Annotated in this window: 22 protein-coding genes, 2 tRNA genes and 2 pseudogenes; 18 read left to right on the top strand and 8 right to left on the bottom strand. The window is 63.0% G+C overall.

Annotation, left to right across the window (positions count from 1 at the left end; genetic code table 11):
• Nucleotides 1-31: 31 nt before the first annotated feature.
• Nucleotides 32-514, bottom strand: coding sequence for an SspB family protein (locus PX554_RS22245; protein ID WP_275504578.1), 483 nt, complete (start codon nucleotides 512-514; stop codon nucleotides 32-34).
• Between the two features lie 102 nt (nucleotides 515-616).
• On the opposite strand from PX554_RS22245, the gene hisB reads away from it, so the two are divergent.
• The 15 genes from hisB (at nucleotide 617) to PX554_RS22170 (ending at nucleotide 10,919) form a co-directional block, all read left to right on the top strand.
• Nucleotides 617-1,204, top strand: a complete 588-nt coding sequence (hisB, locus tag PX554_RS22240) for an imidazoleglycerol-phosphate dehydratase HisB (RefSeq protein WP_093222985.1) — start codon at nucleotides 617-619, stop codon at nucleotides 1,202-1,204.
• A gap of 106 nt (nucleotides 1,205-1,310) precedes the next feature.
• Nucleotides 1,311-1,916: an imidazole glycerol phosphate synthase subunit HisH gene (gene hisH, locus PX554_RS22235; protein WP_275504577.1), complete on the top strand. Its 606-nt coding sequence runs from the start codon at nucleotides 1,311-1,313 to the stop codon at nucleotides 1,914-1,916.
• A 130-nt stretch (nucleotides 1,917-2,046) separates the two neighbouring features.
• On the top strand, nucleotides 2,047-2,781 hold the full coding sequence (hisA, locus tag PX554_RS22230; protein ID WP_275504576.1) for a 1-(5-phosphoribosyl)-5-[(5-phosphoribosylamino)methylideneamino]imidazole-4-carboxamide isomerase: 735 nt from the start codon (nucleotides 2,047-2,049) through the stop codon (nucleotides 2,779-2,781).
• Nucleotides 2,778-3,017: a hypothetical protein gene (locus PX554_RS22225; RefSeq protein WP_275504575.1), complete on the top strand. Its 240-nt coding sequence runs from the start codon at nucleotides 2,778-2,780 to the stop codon at nucleotides 3,015-3,017. The genes hisA and PX554_RS22225 overlap by 4 nt, the downstream gene beginning before the upstream one ends.
• Nucleotides 3,014-3,784, top strand: a complete 771-nt coding sequence (gene hisF / locus PX554_RS22220; RefSeq protein WP_275504574.1) for an imidazole glycerol phosphate synthase subunit HisF — start codon at nucleotides 3,014-3,016, stop codon at nucleotides 3,782-3,784. The genes PX554_RS22225 and hisF overlap by 4 nt, the downstream gene beginning before the upstream one ends.
• 143 nt (nucleotides 3,785-3,927) lie before the next feature.
• A complete protein-coding gene (locus tag PX554_RS22215; protein WP_275504573.1) occupies nucleotides 3,928-4,119 on the top strand; it encodes a hypothetical protein in 192 nt (63 codons plus the stop codon).
• A complete protein-coding gene (locus PX554_RS22210) occupies nucleotides 4,116-4,433 on the top strand; it encodes a phosphoribosyl-ATP diphosphatase (protein ID WP_275504572.1) in 318 nt (105 codons plus the stop codon). The genes PX554_RS22215 and PX554_RS22210 overlap by 4 nt, the downstream gene beginning before the upstream one ends.
• A gap of 95 nt (nucleotides 4,434-4,528) precedes the next feature.
• The gene (locus tag PX554_RS22205; protein WP_275504571.1) at nucleotides 4,529-4,915 is read left to right on the top strand and encodes a histidine triad nucleotide-binding protein; all 387 of its coding nucleotides are present in this window, start codon (nucleotides 4,529-4,531) and stop codon (nucleotides 4,913-4,915) included.
• Nucleotides 4,916-5,009: 94 nt separating this feature from the next.
• Nucleotides 5,010-6,578, top strand: coding sequence for an amino acid permease (locus tag PX554_RS22200; RefSeq protein ID WP_093222766.1), 1,569 nt, complete (start codon nucleotides 5,010-5,012; stop codon nucleotides 6,576-6,578).
• Nucleotides 6,579-6,679: 101 nt separating this feature from the next.
• The gene (locus PX554_RS22195) at nucleotides 6,680-8,620 is read left to right on the top strand and encodes an alpha/beta hydrolase family protein (RefSeq protein WP_275504570.1); all 1,941 of its coding nucleotides are present in this window, start codon (nucleotides 6,680-6,682) and stop codon (nucleotides 8,618-8,620) included.
• Nucleotides 8,621-8,721: 101 nt separating this feature from the next.
• Complete coding sequence (gene infA / locus PX554_RS22190; protein WP_010162480.1) at nucleotides 8,722-8,940, top strand: translation initiation factor IF-1; 219 nt, start codon at nucleotides 8,722-8,724, stop codon at nucleotides 8,938-8,940.
• 153 nt (nucleotides 8,941-9,093) lie between these two features.
• The gene (locus PX554_RS22185) at nucleotides 9,094-9,669 is read left to right on the top strand and encodes a Maf family protein (protein ID WP_093222988.1); all 576 of its coding nucleotides are present in this window, start codon (nucleotides 9,094-9,096) and stop codon (nucleotides 9,667-9,669) included.
• Nucleotides 9,662-10,609 (top strand): ribonuclease, encoded by a 948-nt coding sequence (locus tag PX554_RS22180; protein WP_275504569.1) that lies wholly within the window; start codon nucleotides 9,662-9,664, stop codon nucleotides 10,607-10,609. The genes PX554_RS22185 and PX554_RS22180 overlap by 8 nt, the downstream gene beginning before the upstream one ends.
• Nucleotides 10,609-10,812 carry a DNA gyrase inhibitor YacG gene (locus PX554_RS22175; RefSeq protein ID WP_093222769.1) on the top strand — a complete coding sequence of 68 codons (204 nt, stop codon included), beginning with the start codon at nucleotides 10,609-10,611 and terminating at the stop codon, nucleotides 10,810-10,812. The genes PX554_RS22180 and PX554_RS22175 overlap by 1 nt, the downstream gene beginning before the upstream one ends.
• Nucleotides 10,813-10,843: 31 nt before the next feature.
• Nucleotides 10,844-10,919 (top strand) — tRNA-Phe (locus tag PX554_RS22170).
• A gap of 142 nt (nucleotides 10,920-11,061) precedes the next feature.
• On the opposite strand, the gene PX554_RS22165 is transcribed toward PX554_RS22170, so the two are convergent.
• From PX554_RS22165 to PX554_RS22135, 7 genes and pseudogenes are all read right to left on the bottom strand, one after another.
• A tRNA-Arg gene (locus PX554_RS22165) sits at nucleotides 11,062-11,138 on the bottom strand.
• 49 nt (nucleotides 11,139-11,187) lie between these two features.
• Nucleotides 11,188-11,847 (bottom strand): endonuclease III, encoded by a 660-nt coding sequence (gene nth, locus PX554_RS22160; RefSeq protein ID WP_093222771.1) that lies wholly within the window; start codon nucleotides 11,845-11,847, stop codon nucleotides 11,188-11,190.
• Nucleotides 11,848-11,858: 11 nt separating this feature from the next.
• Nucleotides 11,859-12,596: a 4-hydroxy-tetrahydrodipicolinate reductase gene (gene dapB / locus PX554_RS22155; RefSeq protein ID WP_093222772.1), complete on the bottom strand. Its 738-nt coding sequence runs from the start codon at nucleotides 12,594-12,596 to the stop codon at nucleotides 11,859-11,861.
• A gap of 1,109 nt (nucleotides 12,597-13,705) precedes the next feature.
• On the bottom strand, nucleotides 13,706-14,023 hold the full coding sequence (locus PX554_RS22150; RefSeq protein WP_275504619.1) for a hypothetical protein: 318 nt from the start codon (nucleotides 14,021-14,023) through the stop codon (nucleotides 13,706-13,708).
• Between the two features lie 142 nt (nucleotides 14,024-14,165).
• Nucleotides 14,166-14,249, bottom strand: a pseudogene (locus PX554_RS22145) (hypothetical protein); the annotation flags it as partial.
• Nucleotides 14,246-14,467, bottom strand: coding sequence for a hypothetical protein (locus tag PX554_RS22140; RefSeq protein WP_275504568.1), 222 nt, complete (start codon nucleotides 14,465-14,467; stop codon nucleotides 14,246-14,248). The gene PX554_RS22140 and the pseudogene PX554_RS22145, both read right to left, overlap by 4 nt.
• On the bottom strand, nucleotides 14,467-14,661 hold the full coding sequence (locus tag PX554_RS22135) for a DUF4172 domain-containing protein (protein ID WP_275504567.1): 195 nt from the start codon (nucleotides 14,659-14,661) through the stop codon (nucleotides 14,467-14,469). Before PX554_RS22135 ends, PX554_RS22140 begins: the two co-directional genes overlap by 1 nt.
• A gap of 509 nt (nucleotides 14,662-15,170) precedes the next feature.
• Here PX554_RS22135 and PX554_RS26720 point away from each other — a divergent pair.
• The 3 genes and pseudogenes from PX554_RS26720 to PX554_RS22120 all read left to right on the top strand — a co-directional run.
• Nucleotides 15,171-15,515: pseudogene (locus tag PX554_RS26720) on the top strand (transposase family protein); the annotation flags it as partial.
• Nucleotides 15,516-17,592: 2,077 nt separating this feature from the next.
• Nucleotides 17,593-17,865, top strand: coding sequence for a hypothetical protein (locus tag PX554_RS22125; protein ID WP_275504566.1), 273 nt, complete (start codon nucleotides 17,593-17,595; stop codon nucleotides 17,863-17,865).
• Between the two features lie 91 nt (nucleotides 17,866-17,956).
• The coding region (locus tag PX554_RS22120) for a hypothetical protein (protein ID WP_275504565.1) at nucleotides 17,957-18,917 on the top strand (961 nt) is incomplete at its 3' end.

Raw genomic sequence — 18,917 nt, 5'->3', positions numbered from 1 at the left:
CTCGCCGCTGCGCGGCTCGGCTTGCTCCGGCTTACTTCTTCCGCTTGAAATCCACGCTGACGACGTTCGAGCCGTCTTCGACCGGGGCGACGCTCGGGCCGTCGTTTTCGGCCGAATCCTGCGGCTCGGGTTCATCCGGCCCTTCCTGCGCCTGGAAGCGCAGTTCGAAATTCACGGCCGGATCGTGGAAGCCAGTGATCGCCGAATAGGGGATGACCAGTTTCGACGGCACCTGATTGAAGCTCAGCCCGATCGAGAATTTCGAATCGTCCACCAGCAGATCCCAGAAGCGGTTCTGCATGACGATCGTCATCTCGTCGGGGAAGCGCTCGATCAGGCGCTGCGGAATGTCTACGCCGGGTGCCTGCGTCTTGAAGGTGATGTAGAAATGATGGTCGCCCGGCAAGCCGCCGTTCGACGCCACCGAACCCAGCACGCGCCCCACCACGGCGCGCAGGGCTTCCTGCACGATCTCGTCGTAGGGAATCAGGCTGTCGGGCATACCGTCGCTCATGCGCCCTTGGGTAGCGGGGTTTGGCGCAGGGTCAAGCGCGCGCGAACACGCATGCGGCACGGCCAAGATTGCATGACGGCGCACGCGCGCTATGGAGGCGCGATGCGTACCGCCACCATCTCGCGCTCGACCCACGAGACCTCGATCGACGTGACCGTCAACCTCGACGGCACCGGGCTTTATGAGATTTCCACCGGGATCGGCTTCTTCGATCACATGCTCGAGCAGCTCTCGCGGCATTCGCTGATCGACCTGCATGTGAAGGCGGTGGGCGATCTCCACATCGACCAGCATCATACCGTCGAGGATACCGGCATCGCGATCGGTGAAGCGGTCGCCAAGGCGCTCGGCGACAAGAAGGGCATCCGCCGCTACGGCGACGCGCTCTCGCCGATGGACGAGACGCTGACTCGCGTCGCGCTCGACATTTCGGGGCGGCCGTATCTGGTGTGGAAATGCGACTTCACCATGCCGCGGCTGGGCGAGATGGACACCGAATTGTTCGGCCACTGGTTCCACAGCTTCGCGGGCGCGGCCGGGCTGACGCTGCATGTCGAGCGGCTGTACGGCACCAACAACCATCATCTGATCGAGAGCGCGTTCAAGGGGCTGGCGCGCGCGCTGCGCACCGCGACCGAGATCGACCCGCGCAAGGCGGACGCGATTCCGAGCACCAAGGGGGTGCTGTGAGTCTCTCCCCTCCCGCTCGCGGGAGGGGCTGGGGGAGGGCCTGTCCTCCTCGCGGCGCTCTCGTGACATGCCCTCCCCTAGCCCCTCCCGCGGGCGGGAGGGGAATATGACCCTCGCGCTGATCGATTATGGCGCAGGCAATCTGCATTCGGTCGCCAATGCGCTGAAGGCGGCGGGGGCCGAGGATATCGCGATCACCGCTGACGCCGATATCGTCGCGCGCGCCGACCGGATCGTGCTGCCCGGCGTTGGCGCGTTTGCCGCCTGCGCCTCGGCGCTGCGCGCGGTGCCGGGGATGGTCGAGGCGATGGAGCGGCGCGTGCGCGGGGACGGTGTGCCGTTCCTCGGGATTTGCGTGGGCATGCAGTTGCTCGCCGAGACCGGCGAGGAATTCGGGGTGCATCCCGGACTCGGCTGGATAGCGGGTAGCGTGCGCCGGCTCACCCCTGCCGATCCGACGGCGAAGGTGCCGCATATGGGCTGGAACGATGTCGTGCCGGTCGCCGAGCATCCGCTGATCGTGCCGGGCGAGGCGTATTTCCTCCACAGCTATGCGTTCGAGGGTGCGGACGTGGTCGCGACCAGCGACCATGCCGGGCCGGTGGTCGCGGCGATCGGGCGCGACAATATCCTCGGGGTGCAGTTCCACCCGGAGAAGAGCCAGGTCTATGGGCTGGCGTTCTTGCGGAGGTTTTTGGCATGGGTGGCGTGAGTCGCCCCGCCCCCGGCGTCATCCCAGCGCAGGCTGGGATCTCCCGGTTTTGGCCGAATGCCCGCCCCGCGGAGATCCCAGCTTGCGCTGGGGTGACGATTTACTCCGAGACCCATACGACGGACCTGCCATGACCCTCATCGTCTTCCCCGCGATCGACCTCAAGGGCGGCCAGGTGGTGCGTCTCGCCGAGGGCGATATGGCGCGTGCGACCGTCTATGGCGACGATCCCGCCGCGCAGGCGATGCTGTTCGCCGATGCCGGCGCCGAGCATCTCCATGTCGTCGATCTCGACGGCGCGTTCGCGGGCGCTTCGGTCAATGGCGAAGCGGTGCGGTCGATCGTCGCGCGCTTTCCCGGCCGGGTGCAGCTCGGCGGCGGCATCCGCACGCGCGCCGCGATCGAAGGCTGGTTCGATCTCGGCGTGGCGCGTGTGGTGATCGGCACCGCCGCGCTGGAGAACCCCGATCTGGTGCGCGATGCCGCGCGCGATTTTCCCGGTGCGATCGTCGTCGCGGTCGATGCGCGTGACGGGTTCGTCGCGACCAAGGGCTGGGCGGATGTCTCGACCGTGACCGTCACCGACATGGCGCGGCGGTTCGAGGATGCGGGCGTGGCCGCGTTGCTGTTCACCGATGTCGGGCGCGACGGGCTGCTCAAGGGCTGCAACGTCGAGGCGACGGTCGATCTGGCGCGCGCGGTGCGGATCCCGGTGATCGCGAGCGGCGGCGTCGCCGGGATCGACGAGATTCATGTGCTGGCACGGCATGCGCGAGATGGCGTGGAGGGCGTGATTACCGGGCGGGCGCTGTATGACGGGCGGCTCGATCTGGCCGAGGCGCTGGCGGTGGCGAGGGGAGCGTGAGCATTCTCGTCGCACTTGTGCTTTTTGGCCTCGCCGCCGCCGGCGCGGTCAAAACGTTGCACGGCTACCGCGATGGTCGGATGCCAAGCCTATTGTGGGGCATTAACACGCCCACGTTCTCTAGCGTGACCAGCCCCGACTGGTTCTGGCGCGCCGGAGCGATCAACACCGCGCTCGTCGCGATTCTGGCGATCGGCGGCGTGGTCGGCCTCGTTCTCACGCTGGTAAAAAGATGACCGTTCGAGCGCGCGTGATCCCCTGTCTCGATGTCGCCAACGGCCGCGTCGTCAAGGGCGTCAACTTCGTCGATCTCAAGGATGCCGGCGACCCCGTCGAGCAGGCGCGTGCCTATGATGCGGCGGGGGCGGACGAACTGTGCTTCCTCGACATCACCGCCAGCCACGAGGCGCGCGGCACGATCCTCGACGTGGTGCGGCGCACCGCCGAAGTGTGCTTCATGCCGGTGACGGTCGGCGGCGGCGTGCGATCGGCCGAGGATGCGCGCGCGCTGCTGCTGGCGGGGGCGGACAAGGTCGCGGTGAACAGCGCGGCGGTGTCGCGGCCCGAGGTGGTCGCGGAGATCGCCGACCGGTTCGGCAGCCAGTGCATCGTCGCCTCGATCGACGCGCGGCGCAGCGGATCGGGCTGGGAGGTGTTCACCCACGGCGGCCGGCGGGGCACCGGGATCGACGCGGTCGCGCATGCGGTACGGCTGGCGGAACTGGGCGCGGGCGAGCTGCTCGTCACCTCGATGGACCGTGACGGGACGCGCAGCGGGTTCGATCTCGAACTGACGCGGACCATCGCCGATCGGGTCGGCGTGCCGGTGGTTGCCTCGGGCGGCGTCGGCGGCTTGGCCGATCTGGTCGCGGGCGTGACCGAAGGGCATGCCAGCGCGGTGCTGGCGGCGTCGATCTTCCACTTCGGCGAGGCGAGCATCGCCGACGCGCACGCCGCGCTGGCGGCGGCGGGGATTCCGGTGCGGCGGCCGGTGAACCGTTGAAGCTGCTCGCTGAACTCCGTTCGTGCTGAGCGAAGTCGAAGCACGTGTCCCACACGGCGTCCGTCGCCCCGGGCACGTCCTTCGACTTCGCTCAGGACGAACGGTGAGTGTGTCGTTCTTGTAAAGTGATGTAAGATCAACTCATGCCTTTCCTCCTCTCCCTCGCCGCCGCCGCCCATACCGGCGTTCCAGTCCCACGCACCGCGCCGGCGGCGTCCGACATCGCCTTGTTCGTGATGGCGGCGATCGGCGTGTTCCTCGTGCGCCGGGCGCTTCGCAAGCGCTTCCTCAAGTCGCGGCAGAAGCCGCCGGTCGACCGGGACGGACGCGCATGACCGATGTCCTCGATACGCTCGAAGCGACGATCCGGTCGCGTCAGGGCGCAGACCCCGCCTCGTCCTATGTCGCCAAGCTGTTCGACAAGGGCCGCGCCAAGATCGCGCAGAAGGTCGGCGAGGAGGCGACCGAGGTGGTGATCGCCGCCGTGTCCGAATCTCCGCAAGAGCTGACCGGCGAGGCGGCCGATCTCGTCTTCCACCTGCTCGTGCTGCTCGCCGATGCCGGGCTGAGCCTTGAGGACGTGCGCGCCGAGCTGCGCCGGCGCGAGGGGGTGTCGGGGATCGACGAGAAGGCGGGGCGACCCGCGTAAACCGTTCGTGCCGAGCGCAGTCGAGGCACCTGAGATCCGGGCATGTCCCTCGACTGCGCTCGGGACGAACGGACACGATAGCAAAGGAGCCGAGCATGCCGATCGACGCCACCCTGCCCTATGACGACCAGAACATCTTCGCCAGGATCCTGCGCGGCGAGATTCCCGCCAAGCGCGTCTATGAGGATGATTTCGCGATCGCCTTCCACGACATCAACCCGCAGGCGCCGACGCATCTGCTGGTGATCCCGCGTGGGCGCTATGTGTCGTGGGACGATTTCAGCGCGCGGGCGAGCGATGCCGAGATCGCCGGGTTCGTGCGCGCGGTCGGCGCGGTGGCGCGCGACGCGGGGCTGGTCGTGCCGGGCTACCGGCTGCTCGCCAACACCGGGCCCGATTCGCATCAGGAGGTGCCGCACCTCCACGTCCATATCTTCGCGGGGCGCAAGCTCGGGCCGATGCTGGCCGGCCGGGACGGGTAAAGGGGATTGCGTGGCAGGAATTTACCACTAGGCTCGACGACTTTCCGAAAGCCGGCCAACAGAGCCGATCGCCAGCCATTCCGGGGGTTTTTGAATGATTTTTGGGCGTGTCAAATCACTGGACGCGATTCTCGCCACGGCGGAAAAGAAAGGTCTTCACAGGTCGCTCAGCGCCTTTCAATTGACCATGCTGGGGGTCGGCGCGGTCATCGGCACCGGCATCTTCGTTCTCACCTCGGAAGCCGCGCAAAAGGCGGGTCCGGGGATGTTGCTGAGCTTCATCGTCGCGGGGCTCGTCTGCGGCGTGGCAGCCTTGTGCTATTCGGAACTGGCCTCGATGGTGCCGGTTTCGGGATCGGCCTATACCTATACCTACGCGGTCACGGGTGAATTGCTGGCGTGGATGGTCGGCTGGGCGCTGATCCTCGAATATGCGGTCGGCGCGAGCGCGGTCGCGGTCGGCTGGTCCAACCATTTCGTCGGATTGCTGAACGGTCTGGGGTGGCATGTGCCGGCCGCGATCAGCAACGCCGATGCGCTGATGGCGAACATGTACCTCGCGCTCGGCGCCGCCCCCAGCCCCGATCTGACGACGGCGCTGCAGACCGGCGGGTGGATCAACGTCCCCGCCGTCATCATCATCGGCGCGGTCACCTGGCTGCTGGTGATCGGCACGACCGAGAGCGCGCGCGCCAACGCGGTGCTGGTCGCGATCAAGATCGTCGCGCTGACCGCGTTCATCGTGCTGACGCTGCCGGTGCTCAACGCCAAGAACTTCGATCCCTTCCTGCCGACCGGGATCGGCAATCCGTTCAGCTCGTCGGGCCTCGGCGTGCTGGGCGCCGCCGCGTCGATCTTCTTCGCCTATGTCGGCTTCGACGCGGTCTCGACCGCCGCCGAGGAGACCAAGAACCCGCAGCGCAACGTGCCGATCGGGCTGATCGCGTCGCTCGGCATCTGCACGATCTTCTACCTGCTGGTCGCATCGGGCGCGATCGGCGCGATCGGCGCGCAGCCGGTGCGCTCGCTGTCGGGCGTGGTGCTGTCGCCGGGCACGCCCGAGATCGCCGGCCGCTGCGCCGCGATCGTCGCCTCGGGCGCGCTCGAGCCGCTGGTGTGTTCGAAGGAGGCGCTCGTCCATGTCCTCGACACGATCGACTGGCCGATGGTCGGGCGGTTCGTCGGGCTCGCGGCGGTGCTGGCGCTGCCTTCGGTGGTGCTGATGATGATGTTCGGCCAGACCCGCGTGTTCTTCACGATGGCGCGGGATGGCCTGCTGCCGGCCAGGCTCGCCGCGATCCACCCGAAGTTCCGCACGCCGCACGTGGTGACGGTCGTGACCGGCATCGCGGCGGCGGTGGCGGCGGCGATCCTGCCGGTCGGGCGGCTTGCGGATTATTCGAACGCGGGCACGCTGTTCGCCTTCCTGATGGTCGCGGTGTCGGTGATGGTGCTGCGCAAGACCGATCCGGGCCGCAACCGCCCGTTCCGCACCCCGCTCGTGTGGGTGGTCGCGCCGTTGACGATCATCGGCTGCATCGGGCTGTATCTGTCGCTGCCGCTGACCGCCAAGCTGGTGCTGCCGGGCTGGGGGGCGATCGGGCTGGTGATCTATTTCCTCTACAGCCGCTCGCGCAGCCACGTCGCGCTCGGCCTCGACTGAGGCGCTGAGCGGGAACTGAAGTTTCCGCTTTTCCCAAGTCCCTCGCCGGATTACGATTTCCCCGTCGGTGCGCCGGCGGGGGGATATCCGGGGGGATGACGATGCGGGGGATGCGTGCGCGCGCCGGTACGGCGCTGTTGGCTTTTGGCGCGATCGCGCTTTCGCCGGCCTCGGCGCAGACATCGCCCGACCCCGCCCCGCTGATCCCGCTGGAGGCCTTCGCGGCCCTCCCCTTCATCGAAGCGCCGCAATTGTCGCCCGACGGCACGCGCATCGCCGCGCGGATCGCGATCCACGGCAAACAGCGGCTCGCGATCGTGCCGCTCGCGGACAAGAGCAAGGCCGTTTCGATCGATCCGGCCGAACAGGATCTCAACGACTGGCGATGGGTCAACGATCAGTGGTTGTTGGCCAGGATCGGCAGAAAGCAGAGCATAACCAGCATCGACTATTACGTCACCCGCACGATCAGCATCAGCGCGGATGGCAAGCAGATCATCCCGCTTGTGGTCGACCCCATGGGGCAGAGCGGCGCCGATGTTCTGTGGATCGCGCACGACGGCTCGCCGCACGCGGTGATCGCGATGCAGCGCGGCCTGCCTGGAGAACTCGGGTTCTGGCCCGAGGTCCGCGACTTCGATGTTTCGACCGGTCGCAGCAAGATGGTCGTGCATTCGACCGAAACGGTGTTCAACTGGTACGCGGACGGCGCCGGCGTGGTTCGGTACGGCATCGGCTATACCGGCCTCGATCGCGCTCTTCGCGCGCTGTACCGGAACCAGCCGACCGCCGGATGCCGGGTGATCGAGCGCGCCCAGGGCGTGGGCGCTTCGCTCGACAATCGTCCCGTGCTGTTCCTGCCAGAGCCGGACAAGGCACTCGCCTTCCACGATGATGCCGATGGCTTCTCGACGCTTTACCCGCTCGATCTGAAGACGATGACACGCGGCGCGCCGCTCTATTCCGTGCCCGGTTATGACGTCGATGGCATCCTGATCGACAGAGAACGGTCACAGATGATCGGCGTGCGATATACCGACACATACCAGCACATATCCTGGACCGATCCGACGCTGGCGGCGATCCAGGCCGACTTCGACAAAGCGGTTGGCAACCGCCACGCCGAGGTTGTTTCGTGGAGCCACGACCGATCGCAATTGCTCGTCAAGGTGGCGAACGCATCCACCCCCGGCAGCTATTATCTGTATGCTCCGAAGGAAGGCGTCCTGCATTTCTACGCGCAGATCAACGGTCGGTTCGCTGGCAAGCAGCTCGCATCCGTCAAGACGATCACCTACAAGGCGCGCGACGGGCTTGAGATCCACGCGGTTCTCACGCTGCCGAGCGGGCGCCCAGCCAAAGACCTGCCGCTGATCCTGATGCCGCACGGCGGCCCGTTCGCGCGCGACGACGAAAGCTGGGACTGGTGGGCGCAGTTCCTCGCCAATCGCGGCTATGCGGTACTCCAGCCCAACTACCGTGGCTCATCGGGCTATGGCACCAAGTTCACCGATCTCAGCAAGGGGCAATGGGGCCTCGCCATGCAGGACGATCTGACCGACGCGGTGGCGTGGGCGACGCACGAGGGGATCGCCGACGCCAAGCGCGTGTGCATCGTCGGCGGCTCTTACGGAGGGTACGCCGCGCTGCGCGCGGCACAGCGCGACAAGGGCGTGTATCGCTGCGCGGTGTCTTTCGCCGGTGTGTCCGACATGCCGGGGATGATCCGCTACGATAACCGGTTTCTCAGCGGCAAAAGCACCGAGGATTATTTCCGCGAGCGCGCGCCCGATCTGGCCGCGGTTTCGCCCGCCAATTTCGCGGCCGATTTCTCGATTCCGGTGCTGCTGATGCACGGCGACGACGACACCACGGTGCCCGTCAAGCAATCGCGGCTGATGGTTTCGCGCCTGAAAGCGGCGGGCAAGACCTATCGCTATGTTGAACAGCCCGGCGGCGATCACCATCTCTCCTCCGAAGCCGACCGGGTCCAGTTCCTCAAAGAACTCGAAACGTTCCTGAAGCAGTATAATCCGGCCTGATCCGCCCGAATCGCGGCGCGGTGGCCGGCTGCTTCCCTTTGGAGCGCTTTCCGGCTATGGGCGCGCTTCATTCGGAAATCCGCTTTCACCCAGAGGTTTGTTTGGCAAAAGAAGAACTGCTCGAAATGCGTGGACAGGTTGTGGAGCTTCTCCCCAACGCGATGTTCCGCGTGAAGCTTGAGAACGATCACGAAATCCTCGGCCACACCGCCGGCAAGATGCGCAAGAACCGCATCCGCGTGCTGGTCGGCGACGAGGTGCTGGTCGAATTGACGCCCTATGACCTCACCAAGGGGCGCATCACCTATCGCTTCAAGTGAGGTGCTGCCGTCACCGATAATGTGGCGACCTCCCTTTCCGTTCGGGCCGAGCGCAGTCGAGGCCCCGACCGTAGGCGACGCGCTTGCCCCTCGACTTCGCTCGGGGCGAACGGCGGGTGGTGACGCGCCAAGCGATCCATGGGTGCTGAATCGATGACCGCCGGCCTGGTCCTAGCCTCCTCCTCCCCCCGCCGTCGCGATCTGCTCGCGCGGATCGGGGTCGTGCCCGCGCGAATCGAATCGCCGGCCATCGACGAAAACCCGCTCCCCCGCGAACTGCCACGTGCCTACGCGCTTCGGCTCGCGCAGGAAAAGGCCGCCGCGGTGGCGCGTGCTGATGGCGAGGTGGTGATCGCGGGCGACACCACCGTCGCGGTCGGCCGCCGCATCCTGCCGCCCGCGGAGACCGAGGACGTGCAACGCGAACTGCTCGCGCTGCTGTCGGGCCGGCGCCACCATTGCATCAGCGCGGTGTGCGCGATCGACGCGAACGGCAAGGCGCGCACGCGCCTCGCCGATACGATCGTCGCGTTCAAGCCGCTCTCGCCGGCCGAGATCGACGCCTATGTCGCCTGCGGCGAGGGGCTCGGCAAGGCCGGCGGCTATGCCATCCAGGGCCGCGCCGAGGCCTATGTCCGCTATCTGGCCGGCAGCCATTCGGGCGTGATCGGCCTGCCGCTGTTCGAGACGCGCGCGCTGCTGATCGCGTGCGGGTTCGCGCTTGGCTGAATGGCTGTACGAAGCGGGCATCGGCGAGGCCCGCGCCGCGCTGGTCGAGGACGGCCATATCCTTCAGGCGCGACTCGCGCTTGACGAGACGTTTCCGCGCGTCGGCGCGGTGCTGGCGGCGCGGCTGATCGAGATCACGGCCAAAGGGCGCGAGGGGCGCGTGCGCTTCGCGGGCGGCGAGGCGATGCTGGCGCCGCTGCCGCCGGGCATCACCCAGGGCGCGGCGCTGACGATCGAGATCACGCGAGAGGCGGTGCGCGAGGCGGGCCGCGACAAGCCGCCACGCGCCATGCCCGCCGAAGGGCCGCCCCGCCCCGCGCCGACGCTGCTGGAGCGGATCGGCGCCAGCGCCCTGCCCGTCCGCACCTGCCTGCCGCACCAGAGCGACGCTTTCGAGGCGGCGGGCTGGTCCGAGGTGCTGGAGGAGGCGGTTACCGGCGACATCGCCTTTCCCGGCGGGGCGTTGCGGATGATCCCGACGCCGGCGATGACGCTGTTCGACGTCGACGGGTCCGGGCCGCTGGAGCCGCTCGCGGTGGCGGCGGCGCGGGCGGTGGCCGCCGCGATCGTGCGGCACGACATCGGCGGGTCGATCGGGATCGACTTCCCCACGATCGCGGGCAAGGGGCCGCGCCAGGCGGTCGCCGAGGCGATCGACGCGGGGCTGCCGCAGCCGTTCGAGCGCACCGCCGTCAACGGCTTCGGCTTCCTCCAGATCATCCGCAGGCGATCGCGCGAATCGCTGCCCGAGCTGCTCCGCGCCGATCCCGCCGCCGCGCGCGCGCGCGCGCTGCTGCGCGCGATCGAGCGCACACCGCCACCGGTGCCGGCGCTGCACGATGTTCCGCCGGCGGTCCACGCCGCGCTCGCCGCGCGCCCGCACTGGCGCGACGCGCTCGCCCGGCGTACCGGCGCCGATATCCGCTTCGAGGTACGATGATGGCCAGAACCAAGCCCTGCCCGCTGTGCGGCAACGCCCCCGCCGCCGACTATACGCCCTTTTGCAGCCGCGGCTGCCGCGACCGCGACATGCTCAAATGGCTCGGCGAGGGCTATACGATTCCGGTCGATGCGAACGAAGATGCCGATAATCGTGACATGGTGCGCAACGGCGGGCTGGACAGCGCCGAAAAGCCCGACTAAGGACGCGCCTCCCCGATCCGAAACGGATCATGCCCGGGTAGCTCAGTTGGTAGAGCATGCGACTGAAAATCGCAGTGTCGGCGGTTCGACTCCGTCCCCGGGCACCATGACTTCCCGATAAAAAGCTACCGCAGTGCGACGGCGATCGCTTGTGACGCGCAGCCGCGAATCCAGCCCCGTTCAAATCCATCACTTCGGAGCAAGCCGCTTTCGACGAAAGCGGGCGTCATCAATTTCGACTGGGGATCTTGGTGCACCCGACTGGATTCGAACCAGTGGCCTCTGCCTTCGGAGGGCAGCGCTCTATCCAGCTGAGCTACGGGTGCCTGGGGGGAAGCGCCTAGCAAAGCGCGGGGCGTTGCGCCAGCCGTTTTGTCAGGCGGGTTTCGCGGGTGATGCGGGCGCTGGCGTCTTGGGCTTATAGGCACACAGATCGGCGACGACGCAGCGCCAGCATTCGGGGCGGCGCGCCTTGCAGACGTAGCGGCCGTGCAGGATCAGCCAGTGGTGCGCGTGGAGGCGGAACGGCGCGGGCGTCGCCTTGTCGAGCTTGAGCTCGACCGCGAGCGGGGTCTTGCCGCGCGCCAGGCCCGTGCGGTTGCCGACGCGGAAGATATGCGTATCGACCGCGAAGGTCTCGGCGCCGAACGCGACGTTCATCACGACATTGGCGGTCTTGCGGCCGACGCCGGGCAAGGTCTCCAGCGCGTCGCGGTCCGCGGGGACTTCGCCGCCGAAATCAGCGATCAGCTTTTCAGACAAAGCAATGACGTTCTTGGCCTTGGTGTTGAACAGGCCGATCGTCTTGATGTGCTGCTTCAGCCCCTCCTCGCCGAGCGCGACCATCTGTTCGGGCGTCTTCACCACCTCGAACAAGGCGCGCGTCGCCTTGTTGACGCCGATATCGGTCGCCTGCGCGGAGAGCGCCACCGCGACAACGAGCTGGAACGGGTTGCCCGCCTCGAGCTCGGTCTCGGGGTGCGGATTGTCGGCGGCGAGCCGCGCGTAGAATTCGACGACGTCGGCTTTCTTCAAACGCCCAATCCTCAGACCCCCAAGACCTCGGCCATCGTGTAGCTGCCGGCGGGCCGACCGGCCAGCCACAGCGCCGCCGTGACCGCGCCGCGCGCGAAGATCGCGCGATTCTCGGCGCGGTGGCCGATCTCGACGCGCTCGCCCTCGCCCGCGAACACGACCATGTGATCGCCCGCGACCGAGCCGCCGCGCAGCGACGCCATGCCGATCGTCCCCTCCGAACGCGCGCCGGTCAGCCCGGCGCGGTCGGTCACCTTGGCGTCGGACAAGGCGATCCCCCGCCCCGCCGCCGCCGCCTCGGCGAGCAGCAGCGCGGTGCCCGAGGGGGCATCGACCTTGTGGCGGTGGTGCATCTCGACGATCTCGATGTCCCAATCGGTGCCGAGCCGCCCCGCCGCCTCGCGCACCAGCTTGGCGAGCAGGGTGACGCCGAGCGAGACGTTGCCGGTCTGGAGCACCGCGATCTCGCCGGCGGCTTCCTTGACGAAGGCGTGGTGCGCGGCGGTGAGCCCGGTCGTGCCGATCAGGATCGGCGTGCCGGCAGTGCGCGCGGCGGCGAGATTGGCGGCGAGCGCCGAGGGGCTGGAGAAATCGACCAGCACGTCGGCACGCTCCGCCAATGCGGCGAGCGCGGCGCGATCGGCGCCCGCGTCGATACCACCCGCGATGGTGCCGCCGAGATCCGGCACCACCGCCGCGATCGCCTGGCCCATCCTGCCAGCGCTTCCCAAGATGCCGATCGCCGTCATGCCCCGAATCCCGCCTGTCTGGTGTCGCGGCGCGCATGGCAGAAAGCGCGGCGCGGGGACAGGGGCAATGCGCTTTCCGGCCCGCCACCTCGCGCGCCATGCCTGTGCCGTGTAGGGTGTGCAGCCTTTAGAGGAACTGCTGCCCTGTCGTGACGGCTTCAATCCGCGTGTTAGATTGGCGGAAAACTGCGGTTTCCTGTGGCGACCAATAGCCCGACCGGCGCCTGATGGCCAGCCACCAAGGCTCATTTTGTGTTCTGGCTACCAAATAGCCATCACCGACCAGTAAACTGAGAGCCGTGAGCGGGGCCGATTTCGATGGCAGGAAATAGCCAAAACGGGCAAACTGTCGCGGCTTTCTCGATGTCGTTTCTGCTCGATATCGACGATGCGCCGTTCGCTCGGAAACGCTCAAGGGTCGATGATCGCGATAGCTGAAAATTGGGCGGATCGGGCGGGAAATATGGATCTGCGCAGTGTAGGATTCGGCCCGGTTTTCGACCAGACAGCGAGGGGGCAAAACAGTCGCCCGCGCGTCCGGGAGCCAATGATGGTGATAGGCAGCGTCAGCAGAAAAAGCGCAAGCAGCGACACTCAACTCTCGTCCGATTCACTCATCTGATTCAGCCGCGATCTCGATCGATTCAAGTCTCGATTCCACGCGCCCAGAGGCACCTTTTTTTGAGCGGTGTGAGCAACGTCAAAACCGACCCCAAGACGCCATTTTTTCTGATGGCCAATTGCAGGAATTTGGCCCGCGTTTTTCTCCAATCGCTATCGATGATTGTTCCTCGATATCGTCGAAGATTTTCGCTCCGAATCCCTCGGGATCGAATGTGGATTACCGCTGTGGCGAGATCTATCACCGCCGCATCCAACCGTCGCAAGCAGCCGATAAAAAGCACGTGACGGAGGATAAGTGGTCTGGCATTCGCCGCCCAGAATCCCGTTCCTTCCGGTTCGTGCGCGGATAGCCAAAGGTGCTATAACGGTGAGCAGGCGCGAACCTCCATCGGGCGAGAATCGCGACAAGAGCGGCGTCAGCCGTCCACACTGTCATCCCCTTTCTGCTGGCAATACTCAGACGGCAGCGGGCCTATCGCCGCTCCCTACCCGCTCCAACGCACCAAGCATGACCAGTTCCGCCAGATCGCGCGTCGCCGTCGCCGTCGCCGACGTAGCGTCGGTGATGCTGCGATAATTGCCGGCGCTGAGTCCCCGACGAAACTGTCCGCCCCTTCGGCCATAATGCGGACGAGCGCCTTTTCCTGTCGCGCATTGATTGTGCCGCGCAGGCGATCGAGCAATCTGGTCTTCTCGATCACAAACCGGATACACTCGATCGTCCGCGCCTGCGCCTCCAGCATGATGGTGGCGAACCAGCCTATCCGGGCATCGATCTGATTGGTCTGATTGGCTTGATGCAACTGGGCATAATAGGCCTTTGTGTCTGTTGATCGTCGTCGGTAGCACGGTCAGCGTTGGAGCCTCTACGCTTTGCGCCAGCGCTTTTTTTGCAATCGCCCTCCCGAACCGGCCGTTGCCACCTTCGAAGGGATGGACCGTCTCGAACCGGAGATGCGCGATCGCTGTCCGTGTCATCGCCGGCATCGGCGCGCTTCCCTGAGGCGCGCTCTGGTTGAACCACGTCATGAACCGCGCCATCTCTTCCGGCACCGGTCTGACGGGGGCGCCTCAAAATGCACGCGCGGCGCATGCAGCACGCCCGACACGATCTGCATGGGATCGGCATGGGTTCGCCAAGCGCCGATGTCGGTCAGATCGCGCCGCCCGTTCATCAGCATCCTGTGCCGGTCGAATAGAAGCCCGTCGGTCAGCGGCTCTGCATAGCGCCGATAGAGATCGGCCATCAGTCCGCAGCGCCGGCCTCGGCAGGACTGGACCGACGCTTGTCCGCCACGAAACCGAGCTGCCGAGCGATCGAAGATTGCACGCGGTCGCGGTTCAGGGTTTCGCCCTCGATGGCCGAACTTTCGACCATCTTTTGCGAGATCAGATCAACCACGATACTTTGAAGGGCCGCCCCGTCGAGACCCGACGACAATGCCCGCCCCCTTTAGAAAGGGCACCTCAGCGTCGCGTTGGCCGACTTCGTTGAAGGTAAATTCAGAGCTGCCAGTTCCAACGCATGATTGATAACTCCCCTTTCTATCGATCAACATTAAGCTTTTATAAGGTTTATAGAAAGATGCTTTATCGACTCGCTCCGGGTGAGCGGGCCTACTGCGTTGAGATAATGGCTTATGGCCCGTGGCTTCCGGACACGTCCTTTTTCCGTTTCGCGCTGCTAGCGAGATGCCCAACAGAAATTTGAATTTTTTCCCAAGAGTCCATTCGAGAATTTTTGCGCTTGTGTCACCTTGGCCTTTGGGTCTCTATTCGCGTCAGGTCGTCACGAGTCGCGCCAACGAGCGCCAGTTCCGCTTCGCACGATAGCCAGAAAATCCCGATTCCGCCCGAGCGCTTCGTGGCCCGGACACCTGCTGCCCGCGACCCGCCGCTTGTAATGTAGGATTTTTTGTGTTCTTCTTATGTTCTAATAAACAGCTTTCACCTTGGAGAATGTTACTACCGTGCTTTTCCACCAGTCTCGACCTTGCGACGCTGGCTGTACCGTGGCGGGGCAACCACATGTGGCTTACGATCAATCATTCACTGTCGCTCCACACCGCGGACATTCAGGATCGAGACGGCGCGCCGCTGATGCCTGCGGGAATCCTGCACCGATTTCCGTGGCAGCGCCACATCTTCGCCTATGGCGGCTATGCCGGGGGCAAATTGTAGCCCGCCCTGTACAGGATCGGCAAATGGACCATAGCGATCATCAAGCGATCCGATGCCTCCGATGGTTTCGAGATCCTGCCGGGACGATGGAGGACGGCCACAGAATCCATCTGGCCGCGTTGTCGCCTTCAACGGAAATGCCAATAGTCAGAGCATCGTTTGTGCTTTCCGAACATTCCGGCAGAGACAACTCCATCTGCAATAACAGTCGCCGCACTTACGGTGGCCTTGGATGTCAATCGAATGCGATGTCGCTGTACCTAATAGCTGCGGACAGGAATGAGCCGTTATCTGCATCGAATTCTTTTCTACAAGACATTCATCGGATGGGGAGAAGGTCAGATGTACAAGCGGAGATCTGGTAACACGATTAGCTCAAGGCTAGCAGTTTTAGTTTTTCTGATGGCTTCAGGCTCAGCAAGTCGAGCCAGCGAGCAAACTGGCCAGGTTCGCCAAGTCGCCCTCTCGGCGGGGGGATCGCCTAACGGAATTACCATAAGCGGCGGAACCCGAACGGCCAAACCTGGCTGCGCAACCGATGATCTATGGGATATTCCGGCACCCACGTCCGATAGCGCTAAAGCTGTACTGTCCGGGCTACTATCCGCGTATTTAAGCGGGAAAAGTGTTCAGGTTGTGGGGACAGGTACATGCAACACACAACAACCAAATCGGGAAGATATAAACTATATCCTATTACAATAAAATTCATTCAATCCTCATCTTGCGTCAAGAGCACCTAAATATGAAAAAACCTCTAATTTCCGCGCTTGGAATATGGGCTACAGCTTTTACGTGGTCGTCTCCGGCGCGCGCCTATACAGAATGCACATCGTCGCTCTCACGAGTATATTCTGGAGATGGCGGGCAGTTTTGGCTGATATTTTCGAGCGGAGGCTCTGGGTACGTGCTTGCAACAGACCCCGCAAAAGATGCCATTACTGCGATCGCTATAACGGCTTTATCCACGGACCGGACGGTTACAGTGCGATATGCCGCCGATGCGGCCGTCTGCACTTCGAGTAGCCGTTCTGATATTGTGGGAGTATGGCTCAACGGATAGCTCCGAAGACAAATTGGGAGGTCGCATCATGAACCGCTACATTTTGGTAGTCTTGTGCATTCTCGGAATTTCGAAACCAGTTGCTGCCAACGCTTACGATTGGTCTGTGATCGGGAGGGTCACGTTTATTGAACCCACGTATGCACCAAATCAGTTGCCGTTCATGATCGATAAAGGAAGCGGAAGTTGTCCAGCTGGCACTACACTTTTTTGGGCTCCCCAAGGCGCGGACGAAGCCGCTAAAATCGCAAATTACAACGCTATTATGTCCATACTATTGATATCGAAATCGACTGGCCAAAGCGTAAACGTATTCGTAAACGAATCGGGATGCACGGTTCAGTATATACATCTACAATAGCGTCGCCGTCTGTTTTACGTGATTTATATATTGATCTTTCAAGATGATGAATGCACGCCCTATAAACATCCAATGGCACTGAGCGATTTTAATGTAGGGGAACGTTCATTTCTCATCACAAGCCGATTCGCAACGGGACCATTTTTGAGGGCTTATGTTCTACAAAACCTGAAATACCCTTATATTAGTCAAGGAAAGTCATGCCATACCGTTTCACTAGATCCGCTCTGTGCGGTTTACTGTTATTAATACAAGCAGAAACGTCGGGTGCACAAACTTTGCCCGTGCTTGTCAGCGGTAAGATCAACCACATCTGGGCAGATCCATCAGACTTTGTGTTTACGCTCGATAAAGTGGGTCCATGTGGTAGTTCGTATTACCACATTGAGCGGTCGGCAACAAACTTCGATCAGGCCGTTGCGTTAATGATGACGTCAGCCTCTCTGACAAAGACCGTTGGCGTTAGCGTTGTCAGCTGCAAATGGACAGACCGCAATGTTGCAGCTCAGGTAGACGCTGCCTTTTGAGTTTTTATAGGAGCGGACACTTTTTCGGCGGATTTCAGAATCCGAACCTACGGACCTCTCGGTCAACGCGCGCAACCGGCATCTTAGCTTTGGTTTTCTATTTTGTGTATCGCATTAATGGAAGCTTTTTAATGGAAACTGTACAAGCCCCCCCCAAAAAACCATGAACAATATATTTTCACGTTTACGGTGCAATAATGCTACGTTGCGACTGATAGACTCCGATTAGAGGGATACAATATGAGATTTTTCTCGGCTCTATTGAGTGTCAGCGCGATGATCGGCAGCACTTCTTCTGCATCTTACGCCGCTGAATCCGTCACCTATGACTATGATGCCCTTGGGCGATTGATCAAGGTCACACACAGCGGCACCGTCAACTCGAACACACAAATCATCTACACGCTCGACAACGCCGACAATCGCACCAACGTCACGATCACAGGCGCGAACAATCGGGTAGTCGTGGTGCCGCTTAACGGGTTGACCGTAATTCCTATTCCCGACCCATAATCAGCCGTGATCCAGTGGAGCTCTGTCCGGGCTCGATCCGCTTTTTATTGTGATTGACTGATCTTCTTTATTTATTTGGAGGGAGGGGACTATGGGAAACAGGCATTTCAGACGATCGATGGCCTGTGGCATCTTTTTGACCGCATCCACATCGACCGCCAGCATTGCCGTCGCTCAGTCTTTCCCGCCAACGATCAACGCACCACCGATCCGATCACCCGTCGATGCCAATGGCGTCAATCTCGCCACTGGCGGAATCGAGATATCGACCACTGATCTTCTGATCGGAGCGCCCGGAAAAGGCGGCCTTGCCCACAAACGCGTGTGGACTGGCAATGGCTGGCGGCACGGGTTTTTTCTGAGCCTGGTAGACAACGGCGCCAATGTCTTGGTTAGTATTGGAGCCCAGAGCGCAACGTTCACATTGAGTGGTGGGGTTTATGTGTCAGATCAGGCGAACGGATCTACGCTTACGGCGTCAACTGGACTTTATACCTATACCGCTCCAGACGGAACGATCATTACGTTTGATTCTACCTATCGCCCTAATCTTATATATTATGGGTCCGTCAGCGCTATTGGTAGTAACATAATCTTACCTTCTGGAGAGAAATTAGCTCTTACATACAAATTTACTAAGTACAACATTCAGGTTGGATATATTTATGTTGCGGCGTTGAAATCCGTAAATTCAACCTCCGGCTATCAGCTAAAATACGGTTACGGTTCGGATGGCTTTACAATCAATAAGGTCACCGCCATTAATAATGGCATAGATTATTGCGACCCTGCCGCAGATACATGCACTGCTCTCACGCAGAGCTGGCCATCTGTCAGCTATTCCAGCGCATCTGTCGGCTCGACTACCCAGGAGAGCGTGACGGATGCACTAAACCGAGTAATTCGGTACACGACCAACAACACTACCGGGCGCTTGACCGGCATAAAACGCCCGTCCAGCACCAATGACAACGTTCTCATGACTGCCATCTGCGCTGCAGAACGAGTTTATCCTGCCGCCAACCTTTCGGCTAGCGGTGAATTTGGCCTGG

This window comes from Sphingomonas pollutisoli (genome assembly GCF_029167165.1).
Classification (GTDB): Bacteria; Pseudomonadota; Alphaproteobacteria; order Sphingomonadales; family Sphingomonadaceae; genus Sphingomonas; species Sphingomonas pollutisoli.
The sequence above is the reverse complement of the archived record's forward strand: the minus strand, read 5'-3'. Positions and strand labels throughout refer to the sequence as shown.